The sequence below is a fragment of the Helicobacter burdigaliensis genome (genome assembly GCF_003670295.1).
GTDB lineage: Bacteria > Campylobacterota > Campylobacteria > Campylobacterales > Helicobacteraceae > Helicobacter_D > Helicobacter_D burdigaliensis.
The window spans coordinates 36,102-62,999 of sequence record NZ_QXJG01000009.1; the positions used below are offsets into that span (position 1 = coordinate 36,102).

Here is a 26,898-nt window from a genome sequence, read left to right on the forward strand (position 1 = left end):
GGAGAAAAAATGGCACAAGAAAAAATAGAGAGTTTAAGTTTACAAGAGGCAATTAAGGTTTTAGAAGAGAGTGTGGAATCTAAGCCAAATGTAGAAATTCTACCGCTTTTAGAAGCACAAAATCGCTATCTTGCCACAGATCAAATTTGTCAAAAATCTATGCCTTCTTTTAATAGTGCTGCGATGGATGGTTTTGCTTTTAGCCATAAAGCACAAGGGGAACTAAAAATAAAAGAAAGCATTTTTGCAGGAGACAAGAAAGAAATTCTTTTAAAAGAGGATGAGTGTGTGAAGATTATGACAGGGGCTAAAGTGCCAGAGGGTGCGGATAGTCTTGTCCCTTTTGAAGAGATTGAAGGTGGATTTTCTAATAAAGATTCTATTTTTGTAAAAGAGCAAGGAAAAATTTGGAATAACATTAGAAAAGAGGGCGAAGAAATCACAAAAGGGGAAATTTTACTAAAAGCAGGAGAAGAGCTAGATGAAAATGCACTTATGCTTCTTGCAACACAAGGGATTAGCCATGTTAGTGTATATGAGAAGCTAAAAATAGGAGTGTTTGCAAGTGGAGATGAACTAAAAGAGCCTTGGGAAGTTTCAAGCTCCCATCAAATCCACAATTCTAATGCCACAATGATTGTTTCTACACTTAAAAGCTTTGGAATGAATGCTAGTTATGGAGGGGTGCTAAAAGACGATAAAGAAAAAATCTCTAAAGTTTTACAAAGCCCTTATGATGTGATTATCACAAGCGGAGGGGCAAGTAAGGGGGAAGCTGATTTTATGCGAGAGATTTTGCAAAGAAGCGCCACACTTTTAATCCCAAGCATTAAAATCCGCCCTGGAAAGCCTATAATGGTAGCCAAAATGCAAAATAAATTTATTATAGCACTTCCGGGGAATCCCCTTGCTGGAGCTGTGCTTTTAAGATTTTTAATTGTGCCATTTTTAAAAAATCTTAGCGGTGCTAGAGCACATTTTTTACAAAGCATTCCTATAAAAATTTATGAAGAATTTACTCTAAAAAACAGAATGGACGCAATGCTAGGAATTATTAATAATGAGGGCTTTAAACTTACGCAAAAAGGCAAATATGGTTCTTCACAAACTCTCCCACTCCATCTTAGTAATGCACTTGCTATTTTTGGTGAAGACTTTTTATGTGGTGAGGCTAACAAAGTAATACAAGTGCTTCCTTTTAAGCTTATTTTTGGTGATAAAAAATGCAATTTTATAAACTAGATTTAAGCTTATTTTTATAAAATAAATGTTTGCTTAAAAAGGAGTAAAAATGAAAAAGATTCTCTTTGCAGTGGATGATACTAAGGCTTGTCAAAAAGCAGCAGATTTTATTGTAAATTTTTTTGGAGATAGAGAGGATTGCTCCATTACGCTAATCCATGTAAAAACTCCCATTATGCTCTATGGAGAAGCCGCACTTGCAGCCTATGAAGAAATAGAGAAAAAGGAAGCAGAAGTTAGCGATAAACTCTTAGAAGATTTTAGCAAGATCTTTTTAGATAAGGGCGTAAATATCGAGCAAAAACTCCTAGAGGGTGAGGCTGTAGTAGAGGTGCTAAATTATGCAAAAGATTTTGATTTATTAGTGATTGGGCAAAGTGAAGATAGCTTTTGGAATAAGGTATTTTCAAGCAACCAAAATAGCTTTTCTGAAAAATCACCCATTCCTATTTTAATCGTAAAATAGGAATCTTTTAGGTAGGGTTTTGGAAAAATATTGCTAGACTTCTTTATTTTTGCATTATTATTGGGCTCTAGCTTATCTAAAACTGGTGCAAAACTTTAGAAGATACAATTACTTAATTATAACCTATCTTTGCATAAATACTTGAGCATATAAAAAGGAGGCAGTAAAACGCTAACCTTAGGACTTAGAGATTTAGAGATGCTTATCAATTAGTTTGGAGAGATAAAATTTAACACAAAAGGAATAAAAATGAAAAAACTTATTGCAGTGGTTGTGGTGTTAGTAGTGGGCTTTTTTGGCTCTAGCTTTTATATTGAGGGGCTAAATGCCAAAGCACATGAGGAGTTTAAAAAAGTCGCTTCTAGCCCTGAAATGTGGCAAGGATTAATCATAAAACAAGCAGAAAACAATAGAGTTTTACGCGAACAAATGGCGGGTTTGTTGTATGCTGGTTCTGATCTTTTTTTGGAATTTGAAGATTACCAAAAAGGCTTTTTAAGCTCTAGCGTAAAATTTTCATTAATGACAAAAACACAATTTTATGATAAACCAACAAAGCTTTTAGAAGGAAATATCACTTATTATAATCTCCCCTTATCCAAACGCTTTAAAGCGGTTTTAACAAAAGAAGGCTTAGAAAAAGAAAATAAAGAATTAGCCCAAGCGATTAAAAGTGAGAATCTTTTAGAAATTGAGGGGTTTAAAACTTTCTTTGATTGGGAAGTTAGAATGGCAAGCGGAGAGTTTTCACACCTAGAAGAAAGAAAGCAATATGAACCAAGAACAAAAAAAGTGGAAATTAAACCTATGAGTTTAACTATGATTTTAGATGGCAAGAATCCTCTGCTTTTAAAAAGTGTAAATGCTGATATTCCCTACATTAGTTTAATAGAAGAAAGGCAAAGAAAGAGTGGGAATAACGCAAATAGCAAGCTTTTGTTAGAAAAGCTACAAATCACACAAAGCAATACAGAACCTACATCAATTTTTGATACTAAATTAGTAGAGGGCACATCTAAAGCGAGTTTGAAAAATTTGGAATTTGTGAATGTAGATGCGATGTATGAGCTAAATGCAGAGCTTAAACTCCAAGAGATAGAATCTAGTGCAGACATAATCCTAAAAGATGATAAAATGACAATGAATACCAAAACAAATGCAAAAACTCTAAGCTTTAAAGATGGCGAAGAAGCGATAGATGTAGAGCTTACAAGCCCTAAATTAGTCTTTAGCCTAAAAGATATTAATGCAAAAGCTTGGGAGAGATTTTTAAACTATCAAGATTTTGGTGTGTTAGAAGCAATTCTTAAAGAGGTCGTTGGTATAAGTTTAGACTTCCAAACTAAAATCAACAAAAAAGATCTAAGTATCAAAGCAGACGCACAAGTGCAACAAGAAAATACAAAGCTAAATGCCATAATTTTGAGTGAGGGCAAATTTAGCGAGTTAGCAAACTTTGGAAGATACACAACCAGAGATTTAGAACAACTTGATTCTATGGCTAGTGTTAGTGGTAAAGAGTATAAGATTGAAGTTAGCCTTGATTATAATCCTATAAAAGACTTATTTCCTGATGTTAAGATTAATGGCAAGTCTTTAAGTGAATACCCGCAAGGTTTTTAAAAACAAAAATCCTATAAGTATCCAAAATTATAAAAAAGGGGAAGTTTAACAACGCTTCCCTTTAAAAAATAGCTAAATTAGCTCCAAAAGTTATCAAAATATAGGAGGTAGTTTTATGGTAGAGATTAAAAATCTAACTAAAGCCTATGGAGACACTATTGCATTAGATAATGTGAATTTGCATTTACAAAAGGGTAAAATCATAGGACTTTTAGGCCCCAATGGAAGTGGGAAAAGCACACTTATGAAAGTGATTTTAGGACTTTTGAAGCAATTAAAAAGTGGGGAAGTGCTACTAAATGGAGAAAAAATCAACGATTTTTCACGCAAAGATATTGCTTATTTGCCCGATAAAAACCATATTCCAACAGAATGGAGTGTGCAGAGGGTTTGTGAGTTTTATACAGACTTTTTTAGCGATTTTGATTTGCAAAAAGCCCATAAACTTTTTAAAGATTTACAAATACCCTTGCAAGTTAGAATAAAATCCCTCTCCAAAGGAAATCAAGAAAAAGTTTCTTTAATCTTAACTCTTAGCAGAAATGCTTTGCTTTATGTCTTAGATGAACCCATAGCTGGGGTAGATCCACTTGCTAGAGAGGAGATTTTTAAGCTTATTTTGCAAAACCATAGAAGCGATAGCACGATTTTAATCTCTACACATTTGCTTTTAGATGTAGAGCACATTTTAGATGAGGTGATTTTTATAAGCTATGGAAATGCCTTTTTGCATAAACCTTTAAGCGAGATTACTAGCCCCACTAAAAATCTTAATGACGCTTTTAAGGAGTATTTTGGATGATTAAGCTATTAAAATATGAACTAAAAAATATGTATTTGCCTTATATAGTTGTGAGTGTGCTTTATCTAGTTTGTATGCTAATCATTTCTATCTATGGGAAAATAGGCTTAGAAGAGCTTTCTTTTAAAGCTTCTAGTAAGGATTTAGGGATTTTTGTGGTGCTTCCCTTTTGGTTTGCAATACTTGGTGCCTTGCTTAGCTTTGTGGGATTGCTTATTGTGGTTGTTGTGAGCGTGATTAATTCTTTTTCTAAATATCTTTTTGGTGCTTATGGAAGCTTGCTTTTGTCTTTGCCTATAAAGCTAGATAATATCTTACTTGCTAAAATTTTAAGTAATCTTGTTTGCATAGCTTGTGCAAGTTTATTTTATCTTTTTTGCCTTATGCAGGTAGTTTCTTCTTTTAGTGAAGGCACACTTACAGAATTTTATACAGAAGTTTTTAAAACTTTAAATGAATTTAGCATAGGCGATATTTTGCTATTTTGCTTTTATTGGGTGGTAAATACGGGCAATTTTTTAGTGATGATATTGCTTACACTTACGCTTCTTAATATTTGGCATATTAATTCTTTTGTATTTCCTATTGGGCTTTTGATTTATTTTTGTATTAGTTTTGTTTTTGGGATTGTTTCTGCTATTGTGGATGTAGTTTTTGGTATTTCTCTTGCAGATAGCATTGTGGATTCTTTAAGCTATATAAACAATTTTACTCTTTTTGGTTTTCAAGGAATTAAAACTCTTATTCTTTGTGTAGGAATGTATTTAATCGCTAGATTTTTGATTGTAAAGAAGCTAGAACTTTCTTAAATTTATAAAGTTTTTAAATCTAAAGAGAGGGCAATTAATTGCCCTTAGAAATCTTTTCTATAATTGCATTAAAAGTTGCACTAGGACGCATAATCTTATCACATTTTGCATCATCTAGCTTGTAATATCCGCCTAAATCCACTTTACTTCCTTGGGCGTTTAAATACTCCTTGTGTATTTTTTCTTCATTGTCTTTTAGCTCTTTGGAGATTTTAGTAAAAAATTCTTTTGTAGCATTATCTTCGTTTTGAACGCTTAGGGCTTCTGCAAAATATAATGCTAGATAAAAATGGCTTGTTCTATTGTCATCTTCACCTACTTTGCGCGAAGGAGCTTTGTTATTCTCTAGCCATTTTCCTATTGCAACATCTAGTGCATTTGCTAAAACTTTGGCTTTTGCGTGATTGTTTTTTAATGCAAAAAACTCTAAACTTGCTTGAAGCGCTAAAAACTCACCCAAACTATCCCAACGCAAGTGGTTTTCTTCTACTAATTGCTCTACTTGCTTAGGTGCTGAGCCACCCGCTCCTGTTTCAAACATCGCCCCACCATTTAGCATTGGCACGATGGAGAGCATTTTTGCGCTTGTCCCAAGCTCTAAAATGGGAAAAAGATCGGTTAGATAATCTCTTAATACATTTCCACTAATTGAAATAGCATCTTTTCCAGCTCTAATTAGCTCTAAACTTCTCAAACACGCTTCTTTTGGAGGTAAAATTGCGATTTTTTTACCACACTCTTGCAATCTTTTTTCTACAAAATCTATCATAATTTTATTGCTTGGGCGTTTAGAATCTAACCAAAAAATCGCCTCACTTCCAGTAATATCTGCTCTTTGTATTCCTAAATCAATCCAGTTTAGCACCGCATCATATTTTGCTTCATTGGCTCTATAAATATCCCCTTTTTGCACTTTGTGTTCTAATAATACATTATTCTTTGCATCTACGATTCTAAAAATCCCATCTTCTTTTGCGATAAAAGTTTTATCATGTGAGCCATATTCTTGTGCTTTTTTAGCCATTAAGCCTACATTAGAAACACTTCCTAGCTTGGTTGGAACTAGCGTGCCAAATTTTCTTAAATCTTCAATCACGGCTTCATAAATTGTTGCATAAGTTTTATCTGGAATTAACGCATTTGTATCTTTTTCCTTGCCCTCTTTATCCCATAATCTTGCACCATTTTTAAGCATTGCAGGCATAGAAGCATCTACAATTACATCACTTGGCACATGCAAGTTTGTAATTCCTTTATCAGAATTTACCATAGAAAGTGGAGCACTTTTTTCTAAAATTTCATTATATTTTTTCAGAATTGCTTCTTTTTTAGGGGAGTTTTCAATCTTGCTTAAAAGCTCGCTTACTCCATTGTTAGGATTTATAGCTAAAGCTTCAAACTCTTCTTTAAACTCACTAAATAGCTCACTAAAATAAACTCTAATCGCATATCCAAAAATCACAGGATCGCTTACTTTCATCATTGTTGCTTTTAAGTGCAAAGAAAGCAATAAATCTTCTTTTTTGCAATCTTCAATTTGCTCTTTATAAAATGCACTCAAAAGCGCAACACTCATAAAAGTTGCATCTAAAATCTCATTTTTTTCTAGTTTTAGCCCCTTTTTTAGAACTTCTGTCCCATTGCTTCCTATAAATTCAATCCTAGCTTCTGTGTCTTCTTTGATAAGCACAGCTTTTTCATTGGAGAAGAAATCTCCCTCTTTCATATAAGAAACCTTGCTTTTGCAAGTAGGCAAAAATGGCACAACGCGGTAAGGATTTTTCTTAGCATATTCTTTAACCGCTTTGGTGCAACGCCTATCAGAATTTCCTGCTCTTAGCACGGGATTAACCGCAGAACCTAATACTTTTTGGTATTTTTCCTTAATTTCTTGTTCTTCTTTTGTGGTTGGATTATCAGGATAAGAAGGCACATTAAAGCCCTTATCTTGCAATTCTTTGATAGTTGCTTTTAGTTGTGGAATAGAAGCGGAGATATTAGGGGTTTTAATCAAGTTTGCATTTTCTTTTTGGACTAATTCTCCAAGATAGCCTAGCTCATCTTTAGCATTTGTAAATTGTGCTAAAACTCTAGCGGATAGCGAAATATCAGAGGTTTCAACACTAATTCCTGCTTGATTTAAAAAAGCTTTTGCTATTGGCAAAAAAGAATAGGTCGCAAGGGCTGGGGATTCATCTGTAAGAGTGTAGGTAATTTTCATAATTTCTTCCTTAAGATTTTAGATATAGTTTTAAAGAGTATAACAAAGAAAAGCACATTTTTAAATAATTTTAGGCAAGAATCTTTTTACTTTTATAAGAAAGGTAACAAAGCTAAAACTGCCACAAGCAACTTTATGATAAGATTTTAAAAAATATAAGGGTGCATAATAATGAAAATTTTTGAAACAGAATACTTTTATATTCTAAGAGAGCCTTTTGGCGAATACCAAACAAACTGCTATCTGGCCTTTAACAAAGAAGATGAAACCTCTCTTATTATTGATCCGGGCATTAATGCGACAAATTGGGTTTTAGAAAATGCAAAGAATCCTCTGTGTATTTTAAACACACATGGGCATTTTGATCATGTGTGGAGCAATAAAGAGCTAAAAGAAAAATTACAAATCCCTTTACTTTGCCCTTATGAAGATGCTTTTATGTTGACTAGTGATTGCTTTAGCACGGGGCTTCCTAGTTCAAAGCCTGATGTTTTAGTGGGGGCTAAAGAGAATGAGGAAATAAACCTAAAATCTTCAGAATCTTATAATATAAATAGGCAAAATACCTTTAGTTTTGGTGCATTTAATATCAAATTTACTGCATATCCCGGGCATACTCCAGGTTGCAGTATTATTACTTTGGCTCATCAAAAAAATTTAGAAGAGGAAGTGATTTTTAGCGGGGATTTTATCTTTTTAAACTGCATAGGTAGAAGTGATTTTCCTTATTCTTCACACAAAGTGATGCTACAAAGTTTGCAAAGTTTTTTGCAAAATATTAAAGAATGCAAAGATACTCCTATTTTCCCTGGACATGGGGAGGCTACAAGCACAAAAAGTGAAATAGAAAGCATTGAATATTTTATAAAAAGATTGAGTAAAATTGCCTAGAAATTTTTAAGCTGCATAGGCAATTCCCAAAGTGGCAAGAAAATCCCAAGCCCAAGCCACAGCACCAAAACCCCTAAAAACAAAATAGCAAGGGGTTCTAAACTTGCAATTACAACGCTTGTCTTATCTTCTAAAATCTCTCCATAAAGTTCGTTGATAATACTAAGTGCGCTTAATAAACCCTTGCCATCTCTAATGGAATGCAAAAGGGATTGTGCTTGTAAGTTTAAAACTTGAGCTTTTTTAAAAGCTAAAGAAAGCGAAATGCCTTTTTCTATTTCTAAATATACAATCTCCAAACGCTTTTTTAAATACTTATTAGAAATTGCCCCACTTGCACACTCTAAACGCTTTTTTATAGGCACTTCACTTTGGGTTAAATAATAAAACAATACAAAAAATGTATGGATTTGAGAATAATAAATCATCTCCCCAAAAATAGGAATTTTAAGCATATAAAAATCAATAAAATTTGCAAATTTTTCTATCTTTAAATATGCACCTTTAAAGAGCAAAAAAGCACCCATCATACAAACAAAACTGAAAAATCCATAATCTATTACTAAAGATTTTATAAATAAAAGGCTAAGGGTAGCAGTGGGTAAATTTGCCCCTAAATCCATAAAAAGATTTTCAAACTCCGGTAAGACAAAAATCACAATCCCCAAAAAGACTAAAAGCATAATAATTACCACAAAAAATGGGTAGAAGAGCGCCCTAAAAAGTGCCTTTTTATTTTTATTTTGTAGTTTTAAAGACAAAATAGCATAGCTTAGCATTTCTTCTATTTTTCCATTTTGTTCTCCTACTTCTATTAAAGCACAAATAAAGCTTTCAAATCCTGTCTCTCTAAAAGCGCTCGATAGATTTTTTCCTTCTTTTATTTTAAAAAGAATTGACAAAAATCTTTGCTGTAATTTTTGATTTTTTGTATGCTCTATAATACTTTGCAAGGATATTTCAAGGGCTATCTTTGCTCTAAGGCATAAATTTAGCTGATAAAATGCATCCAGTATATCTTTAGTAGATGGGTTTTTACTAAAAGACAAAAAGGATTCTTTTGGTGTGATTTTTAAGGCAATAAAATGGTTTGAAACTAGCCAATTTTCAATTTCTTCTTTGTTTTTTGCACTTCTTTGTGTGCGAAATTTTTTACCCTTATATTTATAGAGGATTTCATATTTTTGCACTTACTTTACCACCCTATACACTTCTTTTAGTGAAGTTATACCGCTTTTAGCCTTGCAAAGTGCCTTTTGCAAAAGAGAATAATCTCCCTCTTTTTGCAAGATTTCTAATATTTTTTCTTTGCTAAGCTTATTGTCAATAAAAGCTTTTAGTGTTTCATTCATGAGTAAAATCTCTGCAATCACAACCCTACCTTTAAATCCTGTGAAATTGCATTTTACACAACCTCTAGCTTTGTAAAATTCTCCAACTTTGACTTTACACAAAGGGCATAATTTTCTTAAAAGTCTTTGAGCGATTACCCCGCTTAATGCTTCTTTTAAAAAATATTGCTCCACTCCCATATCTATAAGTCTAGGGATTGCTTCTAATGCGTCATTTGTATGTAGCGTAGAAAATACCAAATGCCCCGTAAATGCAGCCCTCAAAGCCACTTGTAGTGTTTCTTTATCTCTGATTTCTCCTATCATAATCACATCTGGGTCTTGACGCAAAATATTTTTAAGCACAGAAGCAAAGCTTATTTCTTTATGGATAGCAACTTGCGTGATATTTTCTAAGCGGTATTCTACTGGGTCTTCAAGGCTTATGATTTTTAAATTTTTATGTTTGATTTGGTTTAAAATTGCATGTAAAGTTGTGCTTTTGCCGCTGCCTGTGGGTCCGCTTATGAGCACAAATCCATAAGGTAAATGAGCCATTTTTAAAATCTTTTCAAGCTCCTCTTTTGAAAGTCCAAGCTCTTTTAAAGGAAGCACTATACTTTTGTTATCAAGCACCCTTAGTACAGCAGATTCTCCTTCAACAAGAGGAAGTGTAGAGATTCTAAAATCATAATTTCTTTTATCTCCTTTTGTGTCTTTTAGCAAGTAAGAAAACCGCCCATCTTGTGGCAAGGAAACCTCTGCGATATTAAGATTTGCAAAAAGTTTTAGGCAAAGCATTAAGGGCGCATTTAAATAGCTAGGTAAATTCAATCTATCAACAAGCACAGAATCTAGTCTAAACCTAATTTTGCATTCTTTAGAGGTTTGTTCTATATGAATATCGCTCGCCCCTTTATAAATAGCATCTTGCATAATATTTTCAAGCAAAAAAATAACTTTGGAATCTTTGTTTTGTAGATCACTTTTTGGGATTTCCTCTAAAGCTAGAGCGATATTTTGTTCTATTTCTAAAAAGTGCAAAATCTCTTGAAAATTCTCTTTTGTGATATAAAAAAATTGTATTTTATACGGATTTAAAATTTTAGGGAGGGTTTTTTCTGCTTCTTCTTTGCTAGATTCTAAAAGCGCAATTTGCAAATGCTCTTCCCTATAATCCAAGCAAATCGCACCAAAATGCTTCATTTGCTCCAAATTTAAAAGCTTTGCAATCTCTAAATTGATTTCGCCTAGTTCAATTTCTCTTAACACAAACATCAAATTACCTCTTGAAAGCTATTTAATAGGGTTTGTAATTTCTCATCAAATTCATAGCTTAAAACATTTTCTAAAAGCTTTTTAGCTTCCTCTTTATCGCCCTCTTCATAAAGGGTTTTTGCATAAATCTCATAGCTTCTAAAATCTAAAGGATTTTTTAAATTTTGTTTGTATGCAAGGCTTTTGGCTAGTTTATAATCTCTGCTTTTTAAGGCAATTTCTGCCTTTTTAAACCAATCCATTTCTTTTTTATAACTTTTAAGTGTAATGTTGGGCGAAGTTTTTTGCTCTTTTTTAGAATCTTTTAGGGGAAAAAGAGAGAGGTATTCAAAATACACATAACCCTCTTGTGTTTTTAAAAAATCATTCTCTAGGCTTTCATATTTACAAATTTGTGAGTTTAAGGGCAGTTGCTTTAAAATTGTAGAATCTAAACTAGGTGCCTCTCTTAAATTTAGATTTTGCACTTTTACATAATAGCAAGGTTTTGTGATTTTTAAAGGTTTTTTGTGGGCAATTTTAGAGGATTTTTGCTCTAAAGTTGCAACAAAGGGTAAGATTATCAATAAAAATCCAAAAAATAAGAGGCTTAAAGCAAGTTTTATCATTTCAATCCTTTAGTATTTCATAGCCTAGTGATTTTAGCGTGGGTGGCTCTTTGTGAATGATTTTTGGCTCTATGATAAAGACAATTTCTTCTTTGTTTTGAATGCTTTGTGAATAAGAAAAAACATAAGAAAGCAAGGGCAAATCCCCAAGCAATGGAATCTTATTTTGCTTTTGGCTTTTGATATTTGAGATTAATCCTCCTAAAATGATTTTTTCTTTATCTTTTACTTTAATCATTGAAGAGAGTTGGTTTGTCGTAAGGTTTGGTGGGGTTTCAAATACGAGAGTGGGGAGATTTATTCTGTTTTCTTTAGTTTTTGTAATGGAAGGATTAATCTTTAAAATCACTTCATTGCCAAAAATCAAAGGTGTAATATCTAGCAAAACCCCAGCAAAAATGCTAGGATATTCGCTATCTTTGTTGGTGAGTGTAGTTTGTGCATTTGTGTTTTGATAAATCGTGCTTTTTTTATAACGCAAAATATCTCCCACGCTAATCATTGCAGGTTGATTGTTGAGTGTCAAAATTTTGGGATTTGAGATAGAGGTTACCTCTCCATAAGTTTGTAAATACTTTATAATCTCATTTAAGCTTAGTCCTTGATGCACGATATTTAACCCATATGCTTTGCTTGCCTTAGTGCCACCTATAATATTAATCCCGCTACTATTACCTAAATTTCCTTCCCCACCTAAATTTGGATTTTCATTTGCCCCTAAAATATTGATATTTTGTAGTCCATAAAGTCCTTCCCAGTTTATACCTGTGGTATTTGTATCATTATGTAAAATGCTTAAGATTTGCACATCAATCATTACTTGTGCTTGTAGTCTTTTGTGTAAAGTATCCATATAAGTTTTTGCTAGTTTTAGTTGCTTTTGCTCCCCTTTTATGCTAATCAGTCCCGCTCCTTTATTGATTGTAATCCCTACATTTTCTCCTAAAAGATCTTCTAGCTCTTGCTTGATATTTTCCCAAAAGTTAAATCCATCATAGCTAGTAATATCTACTCCTGATTTGCTAAAACCTTGCGTTCCTGTCTCATTAAAATTTTGTTCTTTAGAATCTTTATTGATAAGCACAGAAGTGCTAGAGCTACCCTCTCTATTTGTCCCAAGATAATTAATCTTAAAGGTTTTAGTTTGTAAGATATTTAATTCTAGCTTATTATTTTCATAAGAATAATGCAGATTTGCTATGCTAAATAATAAATCAAAGATATAATCTAGCTCACCCTTTTTGATATTAACAATAGGCAACTTTTTATCTAGCCTATCTATAATCCCTTCTTCATCATAAACCACGCTAAAAGAGCATTCTTTGGCTAGATAAGTTAGTAGCTCTTGAATGCTAACCTGTGAATGCTCTATATGCAAATCAAAAACTCTATTTTCACAAGAAAAAATAAGTCCCAAAAAACTAAAAAATAATAGAAAAATCTTCATTTTTTGCCTTTAAAATTATCCTTAAAGCATAGTTTTTCAATTTTTTCTTCATAAGAAAGTTCTATGCATGGATAGGAAATCAAAACTATTTTTTTGTTTGCGAACTTTTCTCCTAAATGTAGCCAAACTCCATTAATCTTGACACTTTTATCTAAAATCGCCTCTAGGTTTAAAGCACTATGTGCTAAAGAAGAGGGAGCAAAATAAAGAAAATTATCCACCCTTTTGGATTCTGCTTTGGAAACTGCTAAAAAAGTCATTAAAAGATAAAAAATAATAATCTTCATCTAATCTTCTTTTAAATCGGATAAAGATAGGTGGAATTCAAGTTTGTTAAAATTAGGATAGACGCTAAAAGAGGAAATTTGTGTAAAATTTAAATCCCTATCTATCTCTAAAACTAAATCAAAAAGTGTATTAAAATCTAAAATCCCTTCAAGAATAATTTTTTCACTCTCTTTGTGAATGCTAATTTGTGAGAGCTTTTTGTTGCTAAGTTCAAAAAGCAAAACATTTAAAGAAGAATAGCCATTTTTATAGGTTTGTATCTGTTCGTTTTGCTCTTGTATTTTTTCTTTTAAGTCTTTTAGGGCTTCTTGTGTTTTTGTGTAATCTAACTCTTCTTTTGTTTCTAGCTTTTCTTGTAATTCTTGTATTTTGAAGTTCAAATTTTCATTTTTGTTTAGTGAAAACTCATAGTTTTGAAATATTTTGGGGTAGATGATGAAAAGATTTAAATAGATGCTTAAAGAGAGTATCAATAAAGCTAAAAGAATAAGCTCTCTTTTAGAACGCCCTTTTAAAAATTCTTCTAAAATCATAAAATTTAGCATTTTCATTTTGCCTCCAAATGTAGATAATAATAAGGGGAAATATCGCTAAAATCTAATACTTTGGCATACTTTTCAATTTGTGGAAAGAGAGAATAAAACCCTTCCCCAAACAGCAAAAAAGAAAACTTTTTGTTTCTATAATTTAAAAAGGCTATTTTTATATTTTTTTCCAAAAATAGCCCATTAATCTCCATAAAGCTTGAAAGAAAATAGGTTTTTTGTGGATTGATAGATGAAAGATATTCTTTATTTTTTAGATAAACTTGCTTTAAATTTTGCAATTCTTCTTTGACTTTTAAAATTGCTTTTTCTTCATTGCTTTTTTTCTCATTTTTTAGATTTAATTCTAAATTTAAGGCTTGAAGATTGTGGCTAATTTCTTGATTTTTATTCTCTAAGATTAGATTTGAGATTAAAAAATACAAAGGATGCATAAAACACAATAAAAAACTTACAAAAAATAATAAAAAATACCTAAAATAAAGCTTTTTAAAGATTTCTAATTTGCTTTTTTGAGGGCTAAAATTTGGCACATTTTTCTTTTCTAATTCCTCTTTTTTAAAGCAATTTTTTATAAATTTGATTTCTTGATTGAAAGTATTTTGAAGTTCTAATATTTTCTCATTATACTCTTTATCTAAAGAAAAATAATAAAGATTAAAAGGCTCTTTTTGTTTTTTAAAGATGGAGTAAATTTCTTCTAGTTTTAAAAGTTCATAAAAAATAATCTTGGAATCTTCTACTAAAAGAAGGGCTAATTTTTCTGATTCTTCTAAAATAAACGCACTTAAACCCTTTTGTGTATAGAGTGCTTGAAGCACAAAAATAGGACTTGTAAGAAAGCTTGTATTTTTGTAATCATTTTCAAGCTCGTCTTTATTTATAAGCACGCAATGGTATTTTTTATCTTTATAACAATAGGATAAAAAATACTCACATTCTCTATTTAGTCCCAAAATAAGGCAGATTTTTTCTTCCAGCAAATCTTGCAAATCTTCCTCTTTTGCCTCTAGCTCTAAAGAATAAAAGATAATTTCATTAAGAGAAAAATAATTTACCACTTAAAATGTTCCTTAAAAACGTACTTTTTGGATATACTACCCTAATAAACTTAAATATGATTTATTTTAAGAAAATTACTTTTGAATAGGAATGCAAAATGACGGATATAAAAAAAGCTTTTAGTCTTATAGAGTTGTTGTTAGCACTTGTGTTGCTTGGGATTGTGCTTAATAGTTTTTTGCAAAGCTCTTATTTTAGGGAATACAATAATTCTCAAGGGCTTGCAAGTGAAACTTTGGGGATTTTAGAAAATGTTTCTTATTGTAGCACGTGGCAAAAGGGGTGCGTTTATCTCTCTAGTTTTTCTAGCACATTGCCTTATTTGTTTTTAAAAGAAGATGATGAAAGCCTTTAGTCTTTTGGAAGCTTTGATTGTGCTTTTTGTTTTTGGAATCTTTATAGGAGTTTTTGGTTCTAGCTTTTTAGAGATTCAAAAGTTTAAGATTTTAGAGGATAGGAGTTATTTTTTGACATTGCAAACAAAAACTTCTTTGCAGATTTTAAAAAACTATTTGCGAATGGGTTTGCTAGAGGATATGAAATTTACTCCAAATTTTGTAGAGTTTTGGATACCGCTTTATGATTTTACTTTTTTAGAGGGTTATTCTTATCCTTGTTTTAGTGGTTTTTTAGAAAACATAAAATTTAAAAATCATAAACTAGAAGCTAAACCTCTAGTTTTTTCTAGCACTTTGGGGCAAAATATTTGTAATACTCTTTTTAAAAAAGCCAAATATGCAATTTTGTTTTTTGGAGATGAAAAGCAGCAAAATATTGATAAGAACGCTGTTGTGGCAGAAATTGTAGCTTTGGATTTTGGGTATATTGTTTTGGATTTGCCAGCTTTTATTTTGAGTGTAATCAAAAATGGAGAAAAAGTTAAAATTTATCCAAAAATCTATCTTCTAAAAAGCGATTCTAAAGCAAAAATTTTTTTAAAAGAAAATGCACTTTTTATGCAATCTAGCGAGGGTTTAGAGATTCTAGCCAAAGATATTCTAAGCTTTAATATCACAAAGCACAAATTAGGGTTTGTAATTAGCCTCTGCGCCAAAGATAGCTTTGATAAGAATCAAAAATTATGTTTGAGTGATATTTTGCTTTTTGAGGAGTTTTCTTATGTTTTTTAAAAAAGCACTTGTTTTGTTGCCAGTGCTTATGCTAATAGTTATAGGGGGTGCTTTATTGTTGCTTTCTTTTAAGGCAAAAGCACAAAATGATCATTTAATTTCTTTGCATCAAAGGCAAATTTGGCTAAGTTTTTATACAAAAAGCTTTATTGAAATCATAAAAGACAGATTAAAACTTAAGAAGATTACTTTTGAAAACCATGTAGGGAAATTTGAATACAATTTCAAATCTTATGAATACAAAGCTGTGATTTTTGAGCTTCCAAACCCTTATGGAGTGGATTTATTTTTTGTGGATATTTTTGCTATTTTGCATTATAACTCACAAGAATTTAGCCAAAATTTAAATTTTTTTATAGTTTTATAAAAACAATAAAATAAAACTTAAATTAAGCAATATTTAATAAATATTGGCTATAATTCTAGCTCCATTTTTTAGAAATTTAAGCAAATTTAATTAAGAAAGGTAAAATTATGAATATTACCAAAATGGCAAAAGCCACTGAAATCAAACGCGAATGGGTTGTTCTTGATGCAGAAGGCAAGACTTTTGGTCGCCTTATCACAGAAATTGCAACTCTTTTAAGAGGCAAACATAAGCCAAGCTATACGCCTAATGTAGATTGTGGAGATTTTGTAATTGTAATCAACGCTCCTAAAGCAAAATTTAGTGGTATGAAGCTTGAGGATAAAGAGTATTTTACGCATTCAGGTTACTTTGGTAGCACAAAATCAAAAACTCTTAAGGAAATGCTAGAAAAGCATCCAGAAAAGCTTTATAAATTAGCAGTTCGCGGTATGCTTCCTAAAACAAAACTTGGTAGAGCAATGATTAAAAAGCTTAAAGTTTATTGTGATGCAAATCATCCTCACACTGCACAAGTAACAAAGTAAGGAAACAAAATGGCAAAAATTTATGCAACTGGAAAAAGAAAAACAGCTATCGCAAAAGTATGGCTAACTCCTGGAAGTGGGAAATTAAGCATTAATGATACAAATTTAAATAGTTGGCTAGGCGGACATGAAGCTATCAAGATGAAAGTAATGCAACCCCTTTTACTTACTAAGCAAGAAAAAAGTGTGGATATTGTAGCAGTTACAATGGGTAGTGGATATTCTGCACAAGCAGAAGCGTTAAGACATGGTATTTCTAAAGCACTTGTAGCTTATGATACAAACTTTAGAAGCATTCTAAAGCCAAAAGGCTTACTTACTAGAGATTCAAGAGTTGTTGAGCGTAAAAAATACGGAAAACGCAAAGCAAGAAGAAGCCCACAATTCTCAAAGAGATAATCTTTCTTCTTCTCTTTTGGGAGCTTCTTTGCTTCTTAAGAATTTATATAAAAATCCTTTTTATTATCATTTTATTTTTGTTTTTCTACTTATCTTTTTTCATATTTTTTTTCATACATTAGATTATTATACACTTACTAAAGATCCTAAAAATTTTTTTGAAGACACTCTTATCTTAACTTCTTATGATTCTTATTTTTATGCCAAAAGTACGAAAGAATTTTTAGAATCTTTTTCTTTTGATATTCCGCTTTTATCGTTTGTTGCTGGTATCTTTGCAAAAGTTTTTGGGCTTTCTTTTACCCTTAGTTTTCTTAGCGTGATTGCTTCGGCTAGTTTTGGAGTAATTCTATATATTTGGTGCTTTGTGCTTTTAAAAGAATATTCCAAGTTTTCTACTTTAGGGCAAAAAATTTTAGCATTTTTAGGGGCATTTTTAGCTCTTAGTTCTCCGCATTTTTACCAACGCACAGGTGCTGGGTATTTTGATACAGATATGCTTATTCTTTCTTTGCCTTTGCTTAGCCTTTTGTTTTTATATCTGCATCTTTTAAAAGCAAATTTCAAGTATCTTATATTTTTCTCACTCTTTGGCTTATTTGCGACAATCTGGCACAATGGAGTGCAAAATATTCTTTTTTTATCCTTTTTGCTTTATTTGTTTATCTCTTTTGTTTTGTATTTTAAAAAATCTTATTCTATTTTAGAGATTTTGCAAGTTTCTTCTTTGTTTTTAATTGTTTTAGTTCCGACTTATTTTAGCTTTTTTGCATTATTTATTTTGCTTTGCCTTTTTAAGGGGGGTTCTAAAAAATTAATTTTTATAGGTTTTTTAATTGCGCTTATTTTTAGTTTTTATTTTGGGCTTTTTAATCCCATAATCTCACAAATCAAAGCCTATCTGTTTGGTAAGGTTCAATATTCTAAGCATTATATTTATGCCTCTGTTATTTCTAGTATTTTAGAAACTACACCTAGCAATTTTACAAATCTTATTGCAAGATCAGGTGGAATGGTTAGCTTTTTTTTAGGCATATTTGGATTTTTAGTTTTGGGGTTTTATAACTTTACTAAAAAGTCTTTTTATTCCTTTGCACTTTTGCTCCCCTTTTGTCTTTTGGGGTTTGCAAGCTTTAAGCTTGGTGTGCGTTTTAGTATGTTTTTAGCTCCTATTTTGGCATTAGGTTTTGTGGTTATATTTGTCTTTTTGCAAAAGTTTTTGAAAAAAGCCACACTCATCTTTAGTGCATTTTGTTTTATTTTGGTGCTTGTTAATCTCTCTTATACGCTTCCAAAACCTATTTTGGATAGTTCTATAATCTCAAGTTTTAAGGCATTAGATCAAAAAATCAAAAAGGGTGATATTTTATTTTCTTGGTGGGATTATGGCTATGCACTTTCTTATTTTACAAAAGGCACGATTTTAATAGATGGTGGTAGGCATTCAGGAGGAGTTAATTATCCTATTTCGCTAATTTTGCTTAGTTCTTCTAGCAATCTTGCTAAAAACCTTTCTTTAGCACTCGCAAGCAAAATGGAGGAATTGCCTAAATCAAAATGGAATTTTGTTTATGAGAGTTTATTGCAAGATTATAAAGCAAATCCTAAAGATTTTCAAACAATCTTAGAAAAAGAAAAGCCCCTATTAATTCCAAAAGGCGATGTTTATTGGGTTTTACCTACACAAATGCTTGCTTTATTGAAAAATATTGATTCTTTTTCTTCGCTCAATATTTTAAATGGAAAAAAATATAAAGATAAATTTTTCTTATTAAAAAAGGATTCTCTAAATCTTCCAACCACACACAAAACCTATTCTATTTATGAGGATTTTTATGCCCTGCAAACACAAAATGGGTTAGATTTAACCACAATCTGTTTGCAAAATTTTACCCTTTTATTGGACAATGATTATTTTTATAGTAATATCATTTCTTGGTTGGCTTTTAAAGACAATCAAGCAATGGAGCTTATAGAGGATAATAAAAATCTTTTAATTTATAAAGTCAAAAAGGAATAAAATGTGTGGCATTGCAGGAAGTATTAATTTGGCTAAAATCCCTTTAGAAAAAATTTATCCCTTTATGGCACATCGTGGGCCCAATGATAGTGGAAGCTTTTATGAAATGAGCAAAGGAGGGCTAATTTCGCTCTTTCATGCAAGGCTTTCTATTCAGGATTTAAGTGAATGCGGACACCAGCCTATGCAAAAAGAAGAGGCGGTTATCGTTTTTAATGGAGAGATTTATAATCACAAAGATTTACGAAACGAGCTTGATTGTGAATTTAAGAGCAGTAGCGATACAGAAACCCTTTTAGCACTTTATTTAAAATATGGAATGGCTTTTTTAGAAAAATTAGATGGAATGTTTGCTTTTGCAATCTATGACAGAAAAAAACAAAAAGTTTTTTTTGTGCGTGATAGAATGGGCAAAAAACCTCTTTTTATCTATCAAGATAAAGAATCTTTAGCCTTTAGCAGTGAGTTAAATACACTTTTATGCTTTAAAAAGCTACAAATAGACTATGAGGGCTTAAAATTCTTTTTGCAAAGTGGGTTTTTTTATCACGATGGCACTCCCTATCTTAATTGCTATTCGCTCCCCAACGCCTCTTATGGCGAGTATGATCTTTGTAATCATAAGCTTAGCATAAAGCCTTATTTTAATCTTTTAGATTATTATTTAAGGCCCAAAATTACAGATGAAAAAGAAGCCATAAAAGAGTGTGAAGAGATTTTAATCCAAAGCCTTAAAAGGCGTATAGAATCTTCAGATTTAGAAGTGGGAGCTTTTTTGAGTGGCGGGATTGATAGCTCTTTAATTGTGGCACTTGCTTCTAAGATAAAGCCAAATTTACGTACCTTTACTATTTCATTTAGCGGTGCTTATGATGAATCGCATTTAGCACAAATCACAGCTAAAACCTATGGCACAAACCACACCACACTAAAAATCACCCCAAATTTAAAAAACGATGTGGAAAAAATCTTGCAAAATTATGGACGCCCTTTTGCAGATAGCTCTGCAATTCCTAGTTTTTATGTGGCAAAAGAGGCCAAAAAGCATTTAAGTGTTGTTTTAAATGGTGATGGAGCTGATGAGCTTTTTGGTGGATATAGACGCTATGTAGGGCATTTATTGGTTTCAAAAATTAAGCCTTTTGGGTTTTTGTCTAATATGCTTCCCTCTCCCAAAGAAAAAAAATCGCTTTATAATTATTTTTACCGCCTTTTGCAAATGGCAAAAGCCTATCAAAATGATTTTTTAGCTTATTATCTCCTTGCGACAACAGATATATTTTGCGGATATTTTAGCTTTGAAAACTCCTATAATAATGATTTTCAAAAGGAATTAACAGAGATTTTTAATGCACCTCTTTCTAAGCTTTCACAAATGCTTTATTTAGATTCTAAAAATTTATTACTAAGTGATTTGTTGCCTAAAATGGATATTGCTACGATGGCAAATTCACTAGAGGGGCGATCGCCATTCCTTTCTAAAGAAATGGTAGAGTTTGCACCACGCCTAAGTGATGATTTAAAAATTAGAGGTAAAACCACCAAATATCTTTTAAGAAAATTAGCACAAATCCACTTAGATAAAGAAATTGTAAATGCTCCCAAAAGAGGCTTTGAAGTGCCTTTAAAACAATGGGTAAATTATGAACTAAAAGAACTTATTATGGATAGATTAAGCGATAGTAAAATTGCTTGTGATTTTCTTAGCAAAGAGGAAATTTATAATCTATGTTTTAAGGGTGAAAAATATGGAGAAGAAAAAAGGGCTAAAATGCTTTGGAGCTTGTATGCACTAGAAGAGTGGTATGCATATTATCTAAAACGCTAAAACAAGGAAAAATATTTGCAATGCAACATGATGAACTAAAACTATCATTGCAAGTAGTTTAACAAGTTAAGGCTAAGAGAGGAAATAACTAAGAGAGCTTTTGCCAAATTTTTTGGTTTTAAAATGCTTAAAAGAACCTATTTCTTTAGGTAAAGAGAGGCTAGAAATATGTTCTAATATAATAATTTTAAAAATATTTGTATCAAGATTTTTGATAATATCAAAACATTTTTCATAAATATCTTGCATATTTTCTCTAATATCAAAAGGGGGATCAAAATATCCTATTGTATCTTCTTGTAGCTCTTTTAAGGCATTTACATAAGAAGAGAAAGTATCACCAAAAATGATTTTATATTCATTTTTTTGGCATAAATTTTCTAGATTTTCTTCTAAAATCTTACAAGATTCTTTGTGCTTTTCAAAAAATATGCAATATTTTGCACCACGGCTTAGTGCTTCAATCCCTATGCTTCCGCTTCCTGCAAAAAATTCTACAAAATTTATCCCGACTATTTCGCTTGCTAGAGTATTAAAAAGGGATTCTTTTAAAATGGATTTGCTAGATCTTGTTATGTTGATAGGAGCCATTTTGAGGTTTTTTCCTTTGAATCTTCCGGCAATAATTTTTAGATGCGGTTTTTTATCCATTTTAGTATCCATATTTTGAAAGAATTTCTTTAAGCTCACAAGAAAAGCGAGTAAAAAGCCTATCAATTTCTCGTTCTAAATCTTGGTTAAGTGAGGGTTTTGCAATGCTTTGTAAATCTTGTGAAGAAAAATTAGGTAAATCTAGGGTTGCACTATTTAAATTTGCTTCTATAATCTCATTTTTTTCTATATCGGCATTTTCTTCTTGCTCGGATTTTTGGCTTTGTTGGGTTTTAAAAGAGAGATAAAATTCTTGTAATTTTTGCAAAAGCAATTCTTTAGTAAAAGGCTTTTTTAGATGTGCTTCTTTGCTATCTCCTATAAGAAAAATAGGCTTGCTCGTTTCTGTGGGCTTGGTGGCTACGATAAAATCACAAAGTTTGTAACTTGTAAGATAATCTTTTAAATACATTTCTAAACTTCTATTTAAAAGTTGTGAGTCACAAATAAGTGCAATTTTCATATTTTCTCCTTAAAAACTTACAAGTTCCCTATCACGTTTGGTAAAGGTAGCACATTTGCTAAAGCCTATGCTTTTAGCAAGCTCTTCTAGCTCTTTTCTTTTAAAGCCGATGTGTTCTATGGAATGTGCGTCGCTACCAAAAGTTATGGGTATATCAAATTCATAGCACATTTGTAAAATTTCAAGGCTAGGATATTGCTCTTTTGCTTCTTTTCTAAGTCCTGAAGCATTGATTTCTACTACCATATTTGCTTTTTTGATTTCTTTAAGTGTCTTTTCAAGGGAGCTTCTTAGATCTTTTGTGGGGCGGTGGTTAAAGACTTTTAGTAAATCCATATGAGCCACAATATCAAAAAGCCCACTTTTGGCGAGTGCAATTGTGGCTTCAAAATATTGTTCCCAGCATAAATTAATATCGCGTTTTGCGTATTCTTTAATAAATTCAGGATTGTCAAATCCCCAATTGTCTAAAAAATGCACAGCCCCTATTGTGTAGTCTAAATCTAGCCCAAAAAGGCTTTTATCAAGATATTTTGGAAGATAATCAATCTCTAATGCAGCTTTTAGAGTGATTTTATCTTTGTATTTTTCTTGCAATCTTTGAATTTCTTTTAGATAGCCTTCCACTTCGCTTTTTTTCATGCGGTATTCTTTGTCAAATTCCATGGGATTGTGGCAAGAGAAACCAAAAATATCAATTTTCTCTTCTATGGCTTTTAGCACATATTCTTCCATACTGCCACTTGCGTGGTTGCAAAGTGAAGTGTGATTGTGTAAATCTACCCTCATAACTCTTCCTTTTAGTTCATTTGTTTTTCCATTTCTTTAGTGATGTGTAGATTTAAGACAGGCTTGTCAAATACTGCTACATAAAACATCGCATCAAAAATCTTAATATCTAACACAAAACCCTCCACTTTAACTTCGCGTTTTTTAGTATCTTCTTGTAAAGTTTGAGCTCTAAATTCTACTTCATTGCCTAGTTCAATGGGTGCTAAGAATTTTACTTCTGCGCCTATTATGATAGCATGGGGGTGATTGACGGCTAAAAGTGCGGAATATGCTGCGCTTGAAAAAAGATTCCCTGAATGAATAAGCCCATTTTTATCTGTAATCATTTTAGAATTTGTGGATAAAAGCACATTGCTTTTGCCATATTTTAATTCTTGAATAGCTCCATTTTGTGGGTCAATGCTTTTGCAGACTTTTTGTATAACATCTTCGTTATCAGGTTTGGTTAAAAACTCTTCTTCGCTTTCAAATTCTTCTTCCATATAGCCTAACCTTCTAGTTTTTGTGAAATTATAACACATTAAAATTTTGCTTTCTTGCTTAACATAAAATTTTATTCTTTTTAAGTATAATAAATTAATAAGAAACTAAGTGAGGAATTATATTTTGAAGATTATATTTTTATCCCATACGGATATGAATCTTTATCGTTTTAGGCTTCCTGTTATGGAAGCTTTAGTTAAAGAAGGACATGAAGTGATAGCTCTAGTGCCTAGGGGTGATTATTTTACACGTTTTTTGGAGCATAAAATCACACCTTTAGAATATAAGATTAATAGGGGGAGTTTGAATCCTTTTAGGGAGTTTAAAACACTTCTTAATATTGCCAAGATTTTAAGGCAAGAAAAACCCGATATTTTGCATACCTTTATGCTAAAGCCAAATATTTATGGTTCTATCGCTTCTAAAATTGCTAAAATAGAAAATGTGATTAACAGCGTTACAGGGCTTGGAAGCTTTTATATTAAAGAGGGATTTAAAACAAAGCTCTTTGTAGCGTTTTTAGAGTTTTTAAACAAAATTGCTTTTAAAAAGGCTAAAAAGGTTCTTTTTCAAAATGAAGATGATTTAAATCTCTATGTTAAAAAGGGATTATTGCCCAAAAATAAAGCTATTTTAATAAGAGGTTCAGGGGTTAATACCCAAGCTTTTTATCCATTAAACGCACAAGAAAAAAGCACATTTAAGCAAACGCTAGATATAAAAGAGGGACAATTAGTCGTGCTTATGGTGGCTAGAGCCATCGTGCATAAAGGGGTAGAAGAGTATTATAAAGCAGCACTAAAAGTGCAAGAAAAATTAAAAGAAAATGTGGTTTTTTTGTTTGTGGGGGGGATTGATAAGGGCAATATTGCCCCTATTAGCGAAGAGTTTTTAAGAGAAAATAAGCAAGTAAAATGGCTAGGCGAGAGAGGGGATATTAGAGAGCTTATGGGGATTTGTGATGTATTTGTGTTGCCTAGCTATCGTGAGGGGATACCTCGCACACTTTTAGAAGCTTGCAGTATGCAAAAGGCGATTGTTACTACCAATGCCATAGGTTGCAAAGAAGTAGTAAATGATGGAGAAAATGGCTTTTTAGTGCCAATAGGGGATAGCGAGATTCTCTCACAAAGGATTTTAGAACTTTTAGAAAATGAAGCCTTAAGAGAGAATTTTGCAAAAAGAAGTAGGGAGCGAGTGTGCGAGGAATTTAGTGTGGAATTTGTCGTAAGAGAGTATTTAAAAATGTATCAAGAGGTGATAAATTATGTATAGAAACTTTTTGAAACCGCTTATGGATAGGGTTTTTGCGTTATTTTTGATTCTTATATTTTCTCCTATTATTTTGATAGTTGCATTGCTTATTAGGGTGAAGCTGGGTGCGCCAATAGTTTTCACCCAAGAACGCCCGGGATTAAATGGAAAAATCTTTAAAATCTATAAATTCCGCACGATGAGCGAACAAAGAGATGAAAAGGGTGAATTATTGCCTGATGAGGTACGTTTGAAAGGCTTTGGTAAAATAGTGCGAAAAACAAGCCTTGATGAGCTTCCACAACTCTTTAATGTCTTAAAAGGAGAAATGAGCTTTGTAGGACCTAGACCGCTTTTAGTGGAGTATTTGCCCCTTTATTCAAAAGAGCAAAATAGACGCCATGAGGTGCTTCCGGGTATCACAGGGTGGGCACAGGTAAATGGTAGAAATACAATCTCTTGGGAAGAGAAGTTTAAACTAGATGTGTATTATGTGGATAATCTTAGTTTTATGCTAGATTTTAAAATCCTTTGTCTAACGATAGAAAAAGTCATCAATAGAAAAGATATTAATTCCAAAACTAGTGTAACTATGGAGAAATTTCAAGGCACAAAAGAATCTTAATGTGCCTCATAAAGCATATATTGAAAGCGATTTGCAATCATTTGTGCTCTTTGTAAAATAGATAGGGCTATTTCTTGTGTATAGACTTTTAGCAAACTTTCTTCAAAAAGTCCTAGCCAAGTTGCAAAAAACTCTCTAGGAAAGGGTGGTAAGTCAAGATGAGCTTTTAAGGGCTGTCCGCTATAATCCCCCTCTCCTAGTAGCATTCCTTGCCAAAAATTACCTATTTTTTCTTTATGGGCTTCCCACTCTGCATCGCTTGTGCCAATTTTTTTGTTGAAAATATCGCCTACACCGCTTTTATCCATTCTAATTTTTGCATAGAAAATATCCATTAATTCTTTTATGGATTCTTTTGTGATTGTAGTGTGCATATTTTATCCTTTAAGTTTTTTGCAATGCTATCTAAATTTTGAGTGTAAAAAATTAACTTTGGATAATAAAATAAAGATTCCATAAATAAAAAATAATAAATCAAAATTTAAAAAAAATTATAATAAAATTCAAAAATTTAAAATATTAATCTTTAATAATTTAATATTTATATTTTTTAAGGATAGATATCAAACAAATGGAGAAATTTGTAAATATTATAATCCACTCTTTGCTAAAATAGTGCGGGGGGGGGGGGCATTCTAGCTCTTTATTAACCCCTTCTTATACTCTTTATCCATACTTACATAATACACATACAAATCTTACAAACAAACTTTCATTTAAATTTAAAACAAACACTATAAACAATTTTAAACCATTCCCAAAGAATCAAACTTCATTTTATATAAAAAGCAATTTTGTTTGTGGCGTTGTGATCCCTGAAACTGACAAGCAGTTTCTTCCCTTACCTTTCAATAAAATTTCTTACAATAAAGAGTATTCCTCCACATTTTCATTGCGAGAAGCAAAGCAAAGTGCAAATCTAAAAAGATTAACCAAAAACTTTAAATCATTTCTTTTTCTTGCAAAGCTTAAGTTTTTATTGTCTTTATTGCAAAAGAATTCTCGTGGCCATTAGGAAGAATTTTACTTGTAAAATTCAGGTATCCTACTCTTGCCTAAGAGAATTACTTTTGAATAAAGACATACTCTTTAGAACTCAAAGCAATCAATTAATCAATAAATCCATTAATAAACAAATTAAACTATTTTTTAAAGTATCTAAAACCCTTAAAGACTCTACTAGAGGATTCTTTTCCCCATTTATGGATCCTCTACTAGATTCTTTAATTAAACAAGAAAGAAAGAATAAAGATTAAAAAAACAAACTATCTTTTTCTTTCTTTACTTTTAAAAGAATCTTTTTATTGTCATTATAAAGAATAAAAAGAACAAGAATAAAGAAATTAAAAACTCTTTATTAAAAAAGAATCTTGTTATTACACAAAGAAAATAAAAAGAAACCAAAGAATCTCAATTTAACAATATTCTTAAATAAAAGGAGAATAAACAAATAAAGAGAAATAAACAAATAGATAAGCAATCAACAAAAAACAATTCTTTTAAACCCTTAAAGAAGAATCTAAAAAGAACTTTCTTTTATAGAAACTTCCTTTAGATTCTTAAAACAAAAAAGAATCACTTTGTTTAAAAAGGAGAAAGACAAATGCAAACAAAAACAAAAACAAATCTAAAAAGAATAAAAAGCAATTATTCTTTTAAAAGAACTCTTAGCATTAGCATAGTAGCTTCTATACTCTTATCTAATCAATTAGTATTAGCTAATCCTAATACTAATATCCCTAAAGG

General features: G+C 31.5%; 28 protein-coding genes. 15 read left to right on the forward strand and 13 right to left on the reverse strand.

Annotated features, from left to right (window positions below; translation table 11 throughout):
- Positions 1–9 precede the first annotated feature (9 nt).
- The 5 genes from EBF09_RS04955 to EBF09_RS04975 all read left to right on the forward strand — a co-directional run bounded on the left by EBF09_RS04955 (position 10) and on the right by EBF09_RS04975 (position 4,942).
- Positions 10–1,242: a molybdopterin molybdotransferase MoeA gene (locus tag EBF09_RS04955; RefSeq protein WP_232817661.1), complete on the forward strand. Its 1,233-nt coding sequence runs from the start codon at positions 10–12 to the stop codon at positions 1,240–1,242.
- A gap of 49 nt (positions 1,243–1,291) precedes the next feature.
- Positions 1,292–1,708 carry a universal stress protein gene (locus tag EBF09_RS04960; protein WP_121764031.1) on the forward strand — a complete coding sequence of 139 codons (417 nt, stop codon included), beginning with the start codon at positions 1,292–1,294 and terminating at the stop codon, positions 1,706–1,708.
- Positions 1,709–1,957: 249 nt separating this feature from the next.
- Positions 1,958–3,331 (forward strand): YdgA family protein, encoded by a 1,374-nt coding sequence (locus tag EBF09_RS04965; protein ID WP_121764032.1) that lies wholly within the window; start codon positions 1,958–1,960, stop codon positions 3,329–3,331.
- A 115-nt stretch (positions 3,332–3,446) separates the two neighbouring features.
- Entirely contained in the window at positions 3,447–4,133 is a 687-nt protein-coding gene (locus EBF09_RS04970) for an ABC transporter ATP-binding protein (RefSeq protein ID WP_121764033.1), read from the forward strand.
- Entirely contained in the window at positions 4,130–4,942 is an 813-nt protein-coding gene (locus EBF09_RS04975) for a hypothetical protein (protein WP_121764034.1), read from the forward strand. Before EBF09_RS04970 ends, EBF09_RS04975 begins: the two co-directional genes overlap by 4 nt.
- A gap of 34 nt (positions 4,943–4,976) precedes the next feature.
- Here the strand turns inward: EBF09_RS04975 and EBF09_RS04980 are convergent, their stop codons facing one another.
- Positions 4,977–7,163, reverse strand: a complete 2,187-nt coding sequence (locus EBF09_RS04980) for an NADP-dependent isocitrate dehydrogenase (RefSeq protein WP_121764035.1) — start codon at positions 7,161–7,163, stop codon at positions 4,977–4,979.
- A gap of 171 nt (positions 7,164–7,334) precedes the next feature.
- Between EBF09_RS04980 and EBF09_RS04985 the strand changes: the two genes are divergently transcribed.
- Positions 7,335–8,054 (forward strand): MBL fold metallo-hydrolase, encoded by a 720-nt coding sequence (locus EBF09_RS04985; protein WP_121764036.1) that lies wholly within the window; start codon positions 7,335–7,337, stop codon positions 8,052–8,054.
- Here EBF09_RS04985 and EBF09_RS04990 read toward each other — a convergent pair.
- Genes EBF09_RS04990 through EBF09_RS05020 form a run of 7 tightly spaced genes read right to left on the reverse strand, consistent with a single transcriptional unit; the run spans position 8,051 to position 14,612 of the window.
- Positions 8,051–9,244: a type II secretion system F family protein gene (locus EBF09_RS04990; protein WP_121764037.1), complete on the reverse strand. Its 1,194-nt coding sequence runs from the start codon at positions 9,242–9,244 to the stop codon at positions 8,051–8,053. The two genes, EBF09_RS04985 and EBF09_RS04990, sit on opposite strands and share 4 nt — an antisense overlap.
- Positions 9,245–10,663 carry a GspE/PulE family protein gene (locus EBF09_RS04995; RefSeq protein ID WP_121764038.1) on the reverse strand — a complete coding sequence of 473 codons (1,419 nt, stop codon included), beginning with the start codon at positions 10,661–10,663 and terminating at the stop codon, positions 9,245–9,247. It abuts the gene before it with no gap.
- The gene (locus tag EBF09_RS05000) at positions 10,663–11,271 is read right to left on the reverse strand and encodes an SH3 domain-containing protein (protein ID WP_121764039.1); all 609 of its coding nucleotides are present in this window, start codon (positions 11,269–11,271) and stop codon (positions 10,663–10,665) included. The genes EBF09_RS04995 and EBF09_RS05000 overlap by 1 nt, the downstream gene beginning before the upstream one ends.
- 1 nt (position 11,272) lies before the next feature.
- Positions 11,273–12,718 (reverse strand): pilus (MSHA type) biogenesis protein MshL, encoded by a 1,446-nt coding sequence (locus tag EBF09_RS05005; protein WP_121764040.1) that lies wholly within the window; start codon positions 12,716–12,718, stop codon positions 11,273–11,275.
- Positions 12,715–13,005, reverse strand: a complete 291-nt coding sequence (locus EBF09_RS05010) for a hypothetical protein (protein WP_121764041.1) — start codon at positions 13,003–13,005, stop codon at positions 12,715–12,717. The genes EBF09_RS05005 and EBF09_RS05010 overlap by 4 nt, the downstream gene beginning before the upstream one ends.
- Positions 13,006–13,557 carry a hypothetical protein gene (locus EBF09_RS05015; RefSeq protein ID WP_121764042.1) on the reverse strand — a complete coding sequence of 184 codons (552 nt, stop codon included), beginning with the start codon at positions 13,555–13,557 and terminating at the stop codon, positions 13,006–13,008.
- Positions 13,554–14,612: a hypothetical protein gene (locus tag EBF09_RS05020; protein WP_121764043.1), complete on the reverse strand. Its 1,059-nt coding sequence runs from the start codon at positions 14,610–14,612 to the stop codon at positions 13,554–13,556. The genes EBF09_RS05015 and EBF09_RS05020 overlap by 4 nt, the downstream gene beginning before the upstream one ends.
- Before the next feature lie 98 nt (positions 14,613–14,710).
- Here EBF09_RS05020 and EBF09_RS05025 point away from each other — a divergent pair, with 98 nt between their 5' ends.
- From EBF09_RS05025 to asnB, 7 genes are all read left to right on the forward strand, one after another.
- Positions 14,711–14,968, forward strand: a complete 258-nt coding sequence (locus EBF09_RS05025) for a prepilin-type N-terminal cleavage/methylation domain-containing protein (RefSeq protein WP_121764044.1) — start codon at positions 14,711–14,713, stop codon at positions 14,966–14,968.
- The gene (locus EBF09_RS05030) at positions 14,955–15,743 is read left to right on the forward strand and encodes a hypothetical protein (protein WP_121764045.1); all 789 of its coding nucleotides are present in this window, start codon (positions 14,955–14,957) and stop codon (positions 15,741–15,743) included. The genes EBF09_RS05025 and EBF09_RS05030 overlap by 14 nt, the downstream gene beginning before the upstream one ends.
- Positions 15,733–16,110, forward strand: a complete 378-nt coding sequence (locus EBF09_RS05035) for a hypothetical protein (protein WP_121764046.1) — start codon at positions 15,733–15,735, stop codon at positions 16,108–16,110. The genes EBF09_RS05030 and EBF09_RS05035 overlap by 11 nt, the downstream gene beginning before the upstream one ends.
- Before the next feature lie 113 nt (positions 16,111–16,223).
- On the forward strand, positions 16,224–16,637 hold the full coding sequence (rplM, locus tag EBF09_RS05040; RefSeq protein WP_198672543.1) for a 50S ribosomal protein L13: 414 nt from the start codon (positions 16,224–16,226) through the stop codon (positions 16,635–16,637).
- A 9-nt stretch (positions 16,638–16,646) separates the two neighbouring features.
- Positions 16,647–17,036, forward strand: coding sequence for a 30S ribosomal protein S9 (gene rpsI / locus EBF09_RS05045; protein ID WP_121764048.1), 390 nt, complete (start codon positions 16,647–16,649; stop codon positions 17,034–17,036).
- Positions 16,972–19,056: an STT3 domain-containing protein gene (locus tag EBF09_RS05050; RefSeq protein ID WP_157978167.1), complete on the forward strand. Its 2,085-nt coding sequence runs from the start codon at positions 16,972–16,974 to the stop codon at positions 19,054–19,056. Before rpsI ends, EBF09_RS05050 begins: the two co-directional genes overlap by 65 nt.
- Position 19,057: 1 nt before the next feature.
- Positions 19,058–20,884, forward strand: coding sequence for an asparagine synthase (glutamine-hydrolyzing) (gene asnB / locus EBF09_RS05055; protein ID WP_121764050.1), 1,827 nt, complete (start codon positions 19,058–19,060; stop codon positions 20,882–20,884).
- 72 nt (positions 20,885–20,956) lie between these two features.
- On the opposite strand, the gene rsmD is transcribed toward asnB, so the two are convergent.
- The 4 genes from rsmD to EBF09_RS05075 are packed head-to-tail and all read right to left on the reverse strand — an operon-like array spanning position 20,957 to position 23,311.
- Positions 20,957–21,535, reverse strand: coding sequence for a 16S rRNA (guanine(966)-N(2))-methyltransferase RsmD (gene rsmD, locus EBF09_RS05060; protein ID WP_232817662.1), 579 nt, complete (start codon positions 21,533–21,535; stop codon positions 20,957–20,959).
- A gap of 1 nt (position 21,536) precedes the next feature.
- The gene (locus tag EBF09_RS09190) at positions 21,537–21,998 is read right to left on the reverse strand and encodes a hypothetical protein (protein WP_198672542.1); all 462 of its coding nucleotides are present in this window, start codon (positions 21,996–21,998) and stop codon (positions 21,537–21,539) included.
- A gap of 9 nt (positions 21,999–22,007) precedes the next feature.
- Positions 22,008–22,787: a histidinol-phosphatase gene (locus EBF09_RS05070; protein ID WP_121764052.1), complete on the reverse strand. Its 780-nt coding sequence runs from the start codon at positions 22,785–22,787 to the stop codon at positions 22,008–22,010.
- A gap of 11 nt (positions 22,788–22,798) precedes the next feature.
- Positions 22,799–23,311 (reverse strand): hypothetical protein, encoded by a 513-nt coding sequence (locus EBF09_RS05075; RefSeq protein ID WP_332870710.1) that lies wholly within the window; start codon positions 23,309–23,311, stop codon positions 22,799–22,801.
- Positions 23,312–23,396: 85 nt separating this feature from the next.
- On the opposite strand from EBF09_RS05075, the gene EBF09_RS05080 reads away from it, so the two are divergent.
- Together EBF09_RS05080 and EBF09_RS05085 are read left to right on the forward strand one after the other, a co-directional pair.
- Positions 23,397–24,548, forward strand: a complete 1,152-nt coding sequence (locus EBF09_RS05080; RefSeq protein ID WP_121764054.1) for a glycosyltransferase family 4 protein — start codon at positions 23,397–23,399, stop codon at positions 24,546–24,548.
- Positions 24,541–25,152 carry a sugar transferase gene (locus EBF09_RS05085; protein WP_121764055.1) on the forward strand — a complete coding sequence of 204 codons (612 nt, stop codon included), beginning with the start codon at positions 24,541–24,543 and terminating at the stop codon, positions 25,150–25,152. Before EBF09_RS05080 ends, EBF09_RS05085 begins: the two co-directional genes overlap by 8 nt.
- Here EBF09_RS05085 and EBF09_RS05090 read toward each other — a convergent pair.
- Positions 25,149–25,526, reverse strand: a complete 378-nt coding sequence (locus tag EBF09_RS05090) for a group III truncated hemoglobin (protein WP_121764056.1) — start codon at positions 25,524–25,526, stop codon at positions 25,149–25,151. The genes EBF09_RS05085 and EBF09_RS05090 overlap by 4 nt on opposite strands.
- Between the last annotated feature and the right edge of the window lie 1,372 nt (positions 25,527–26,898).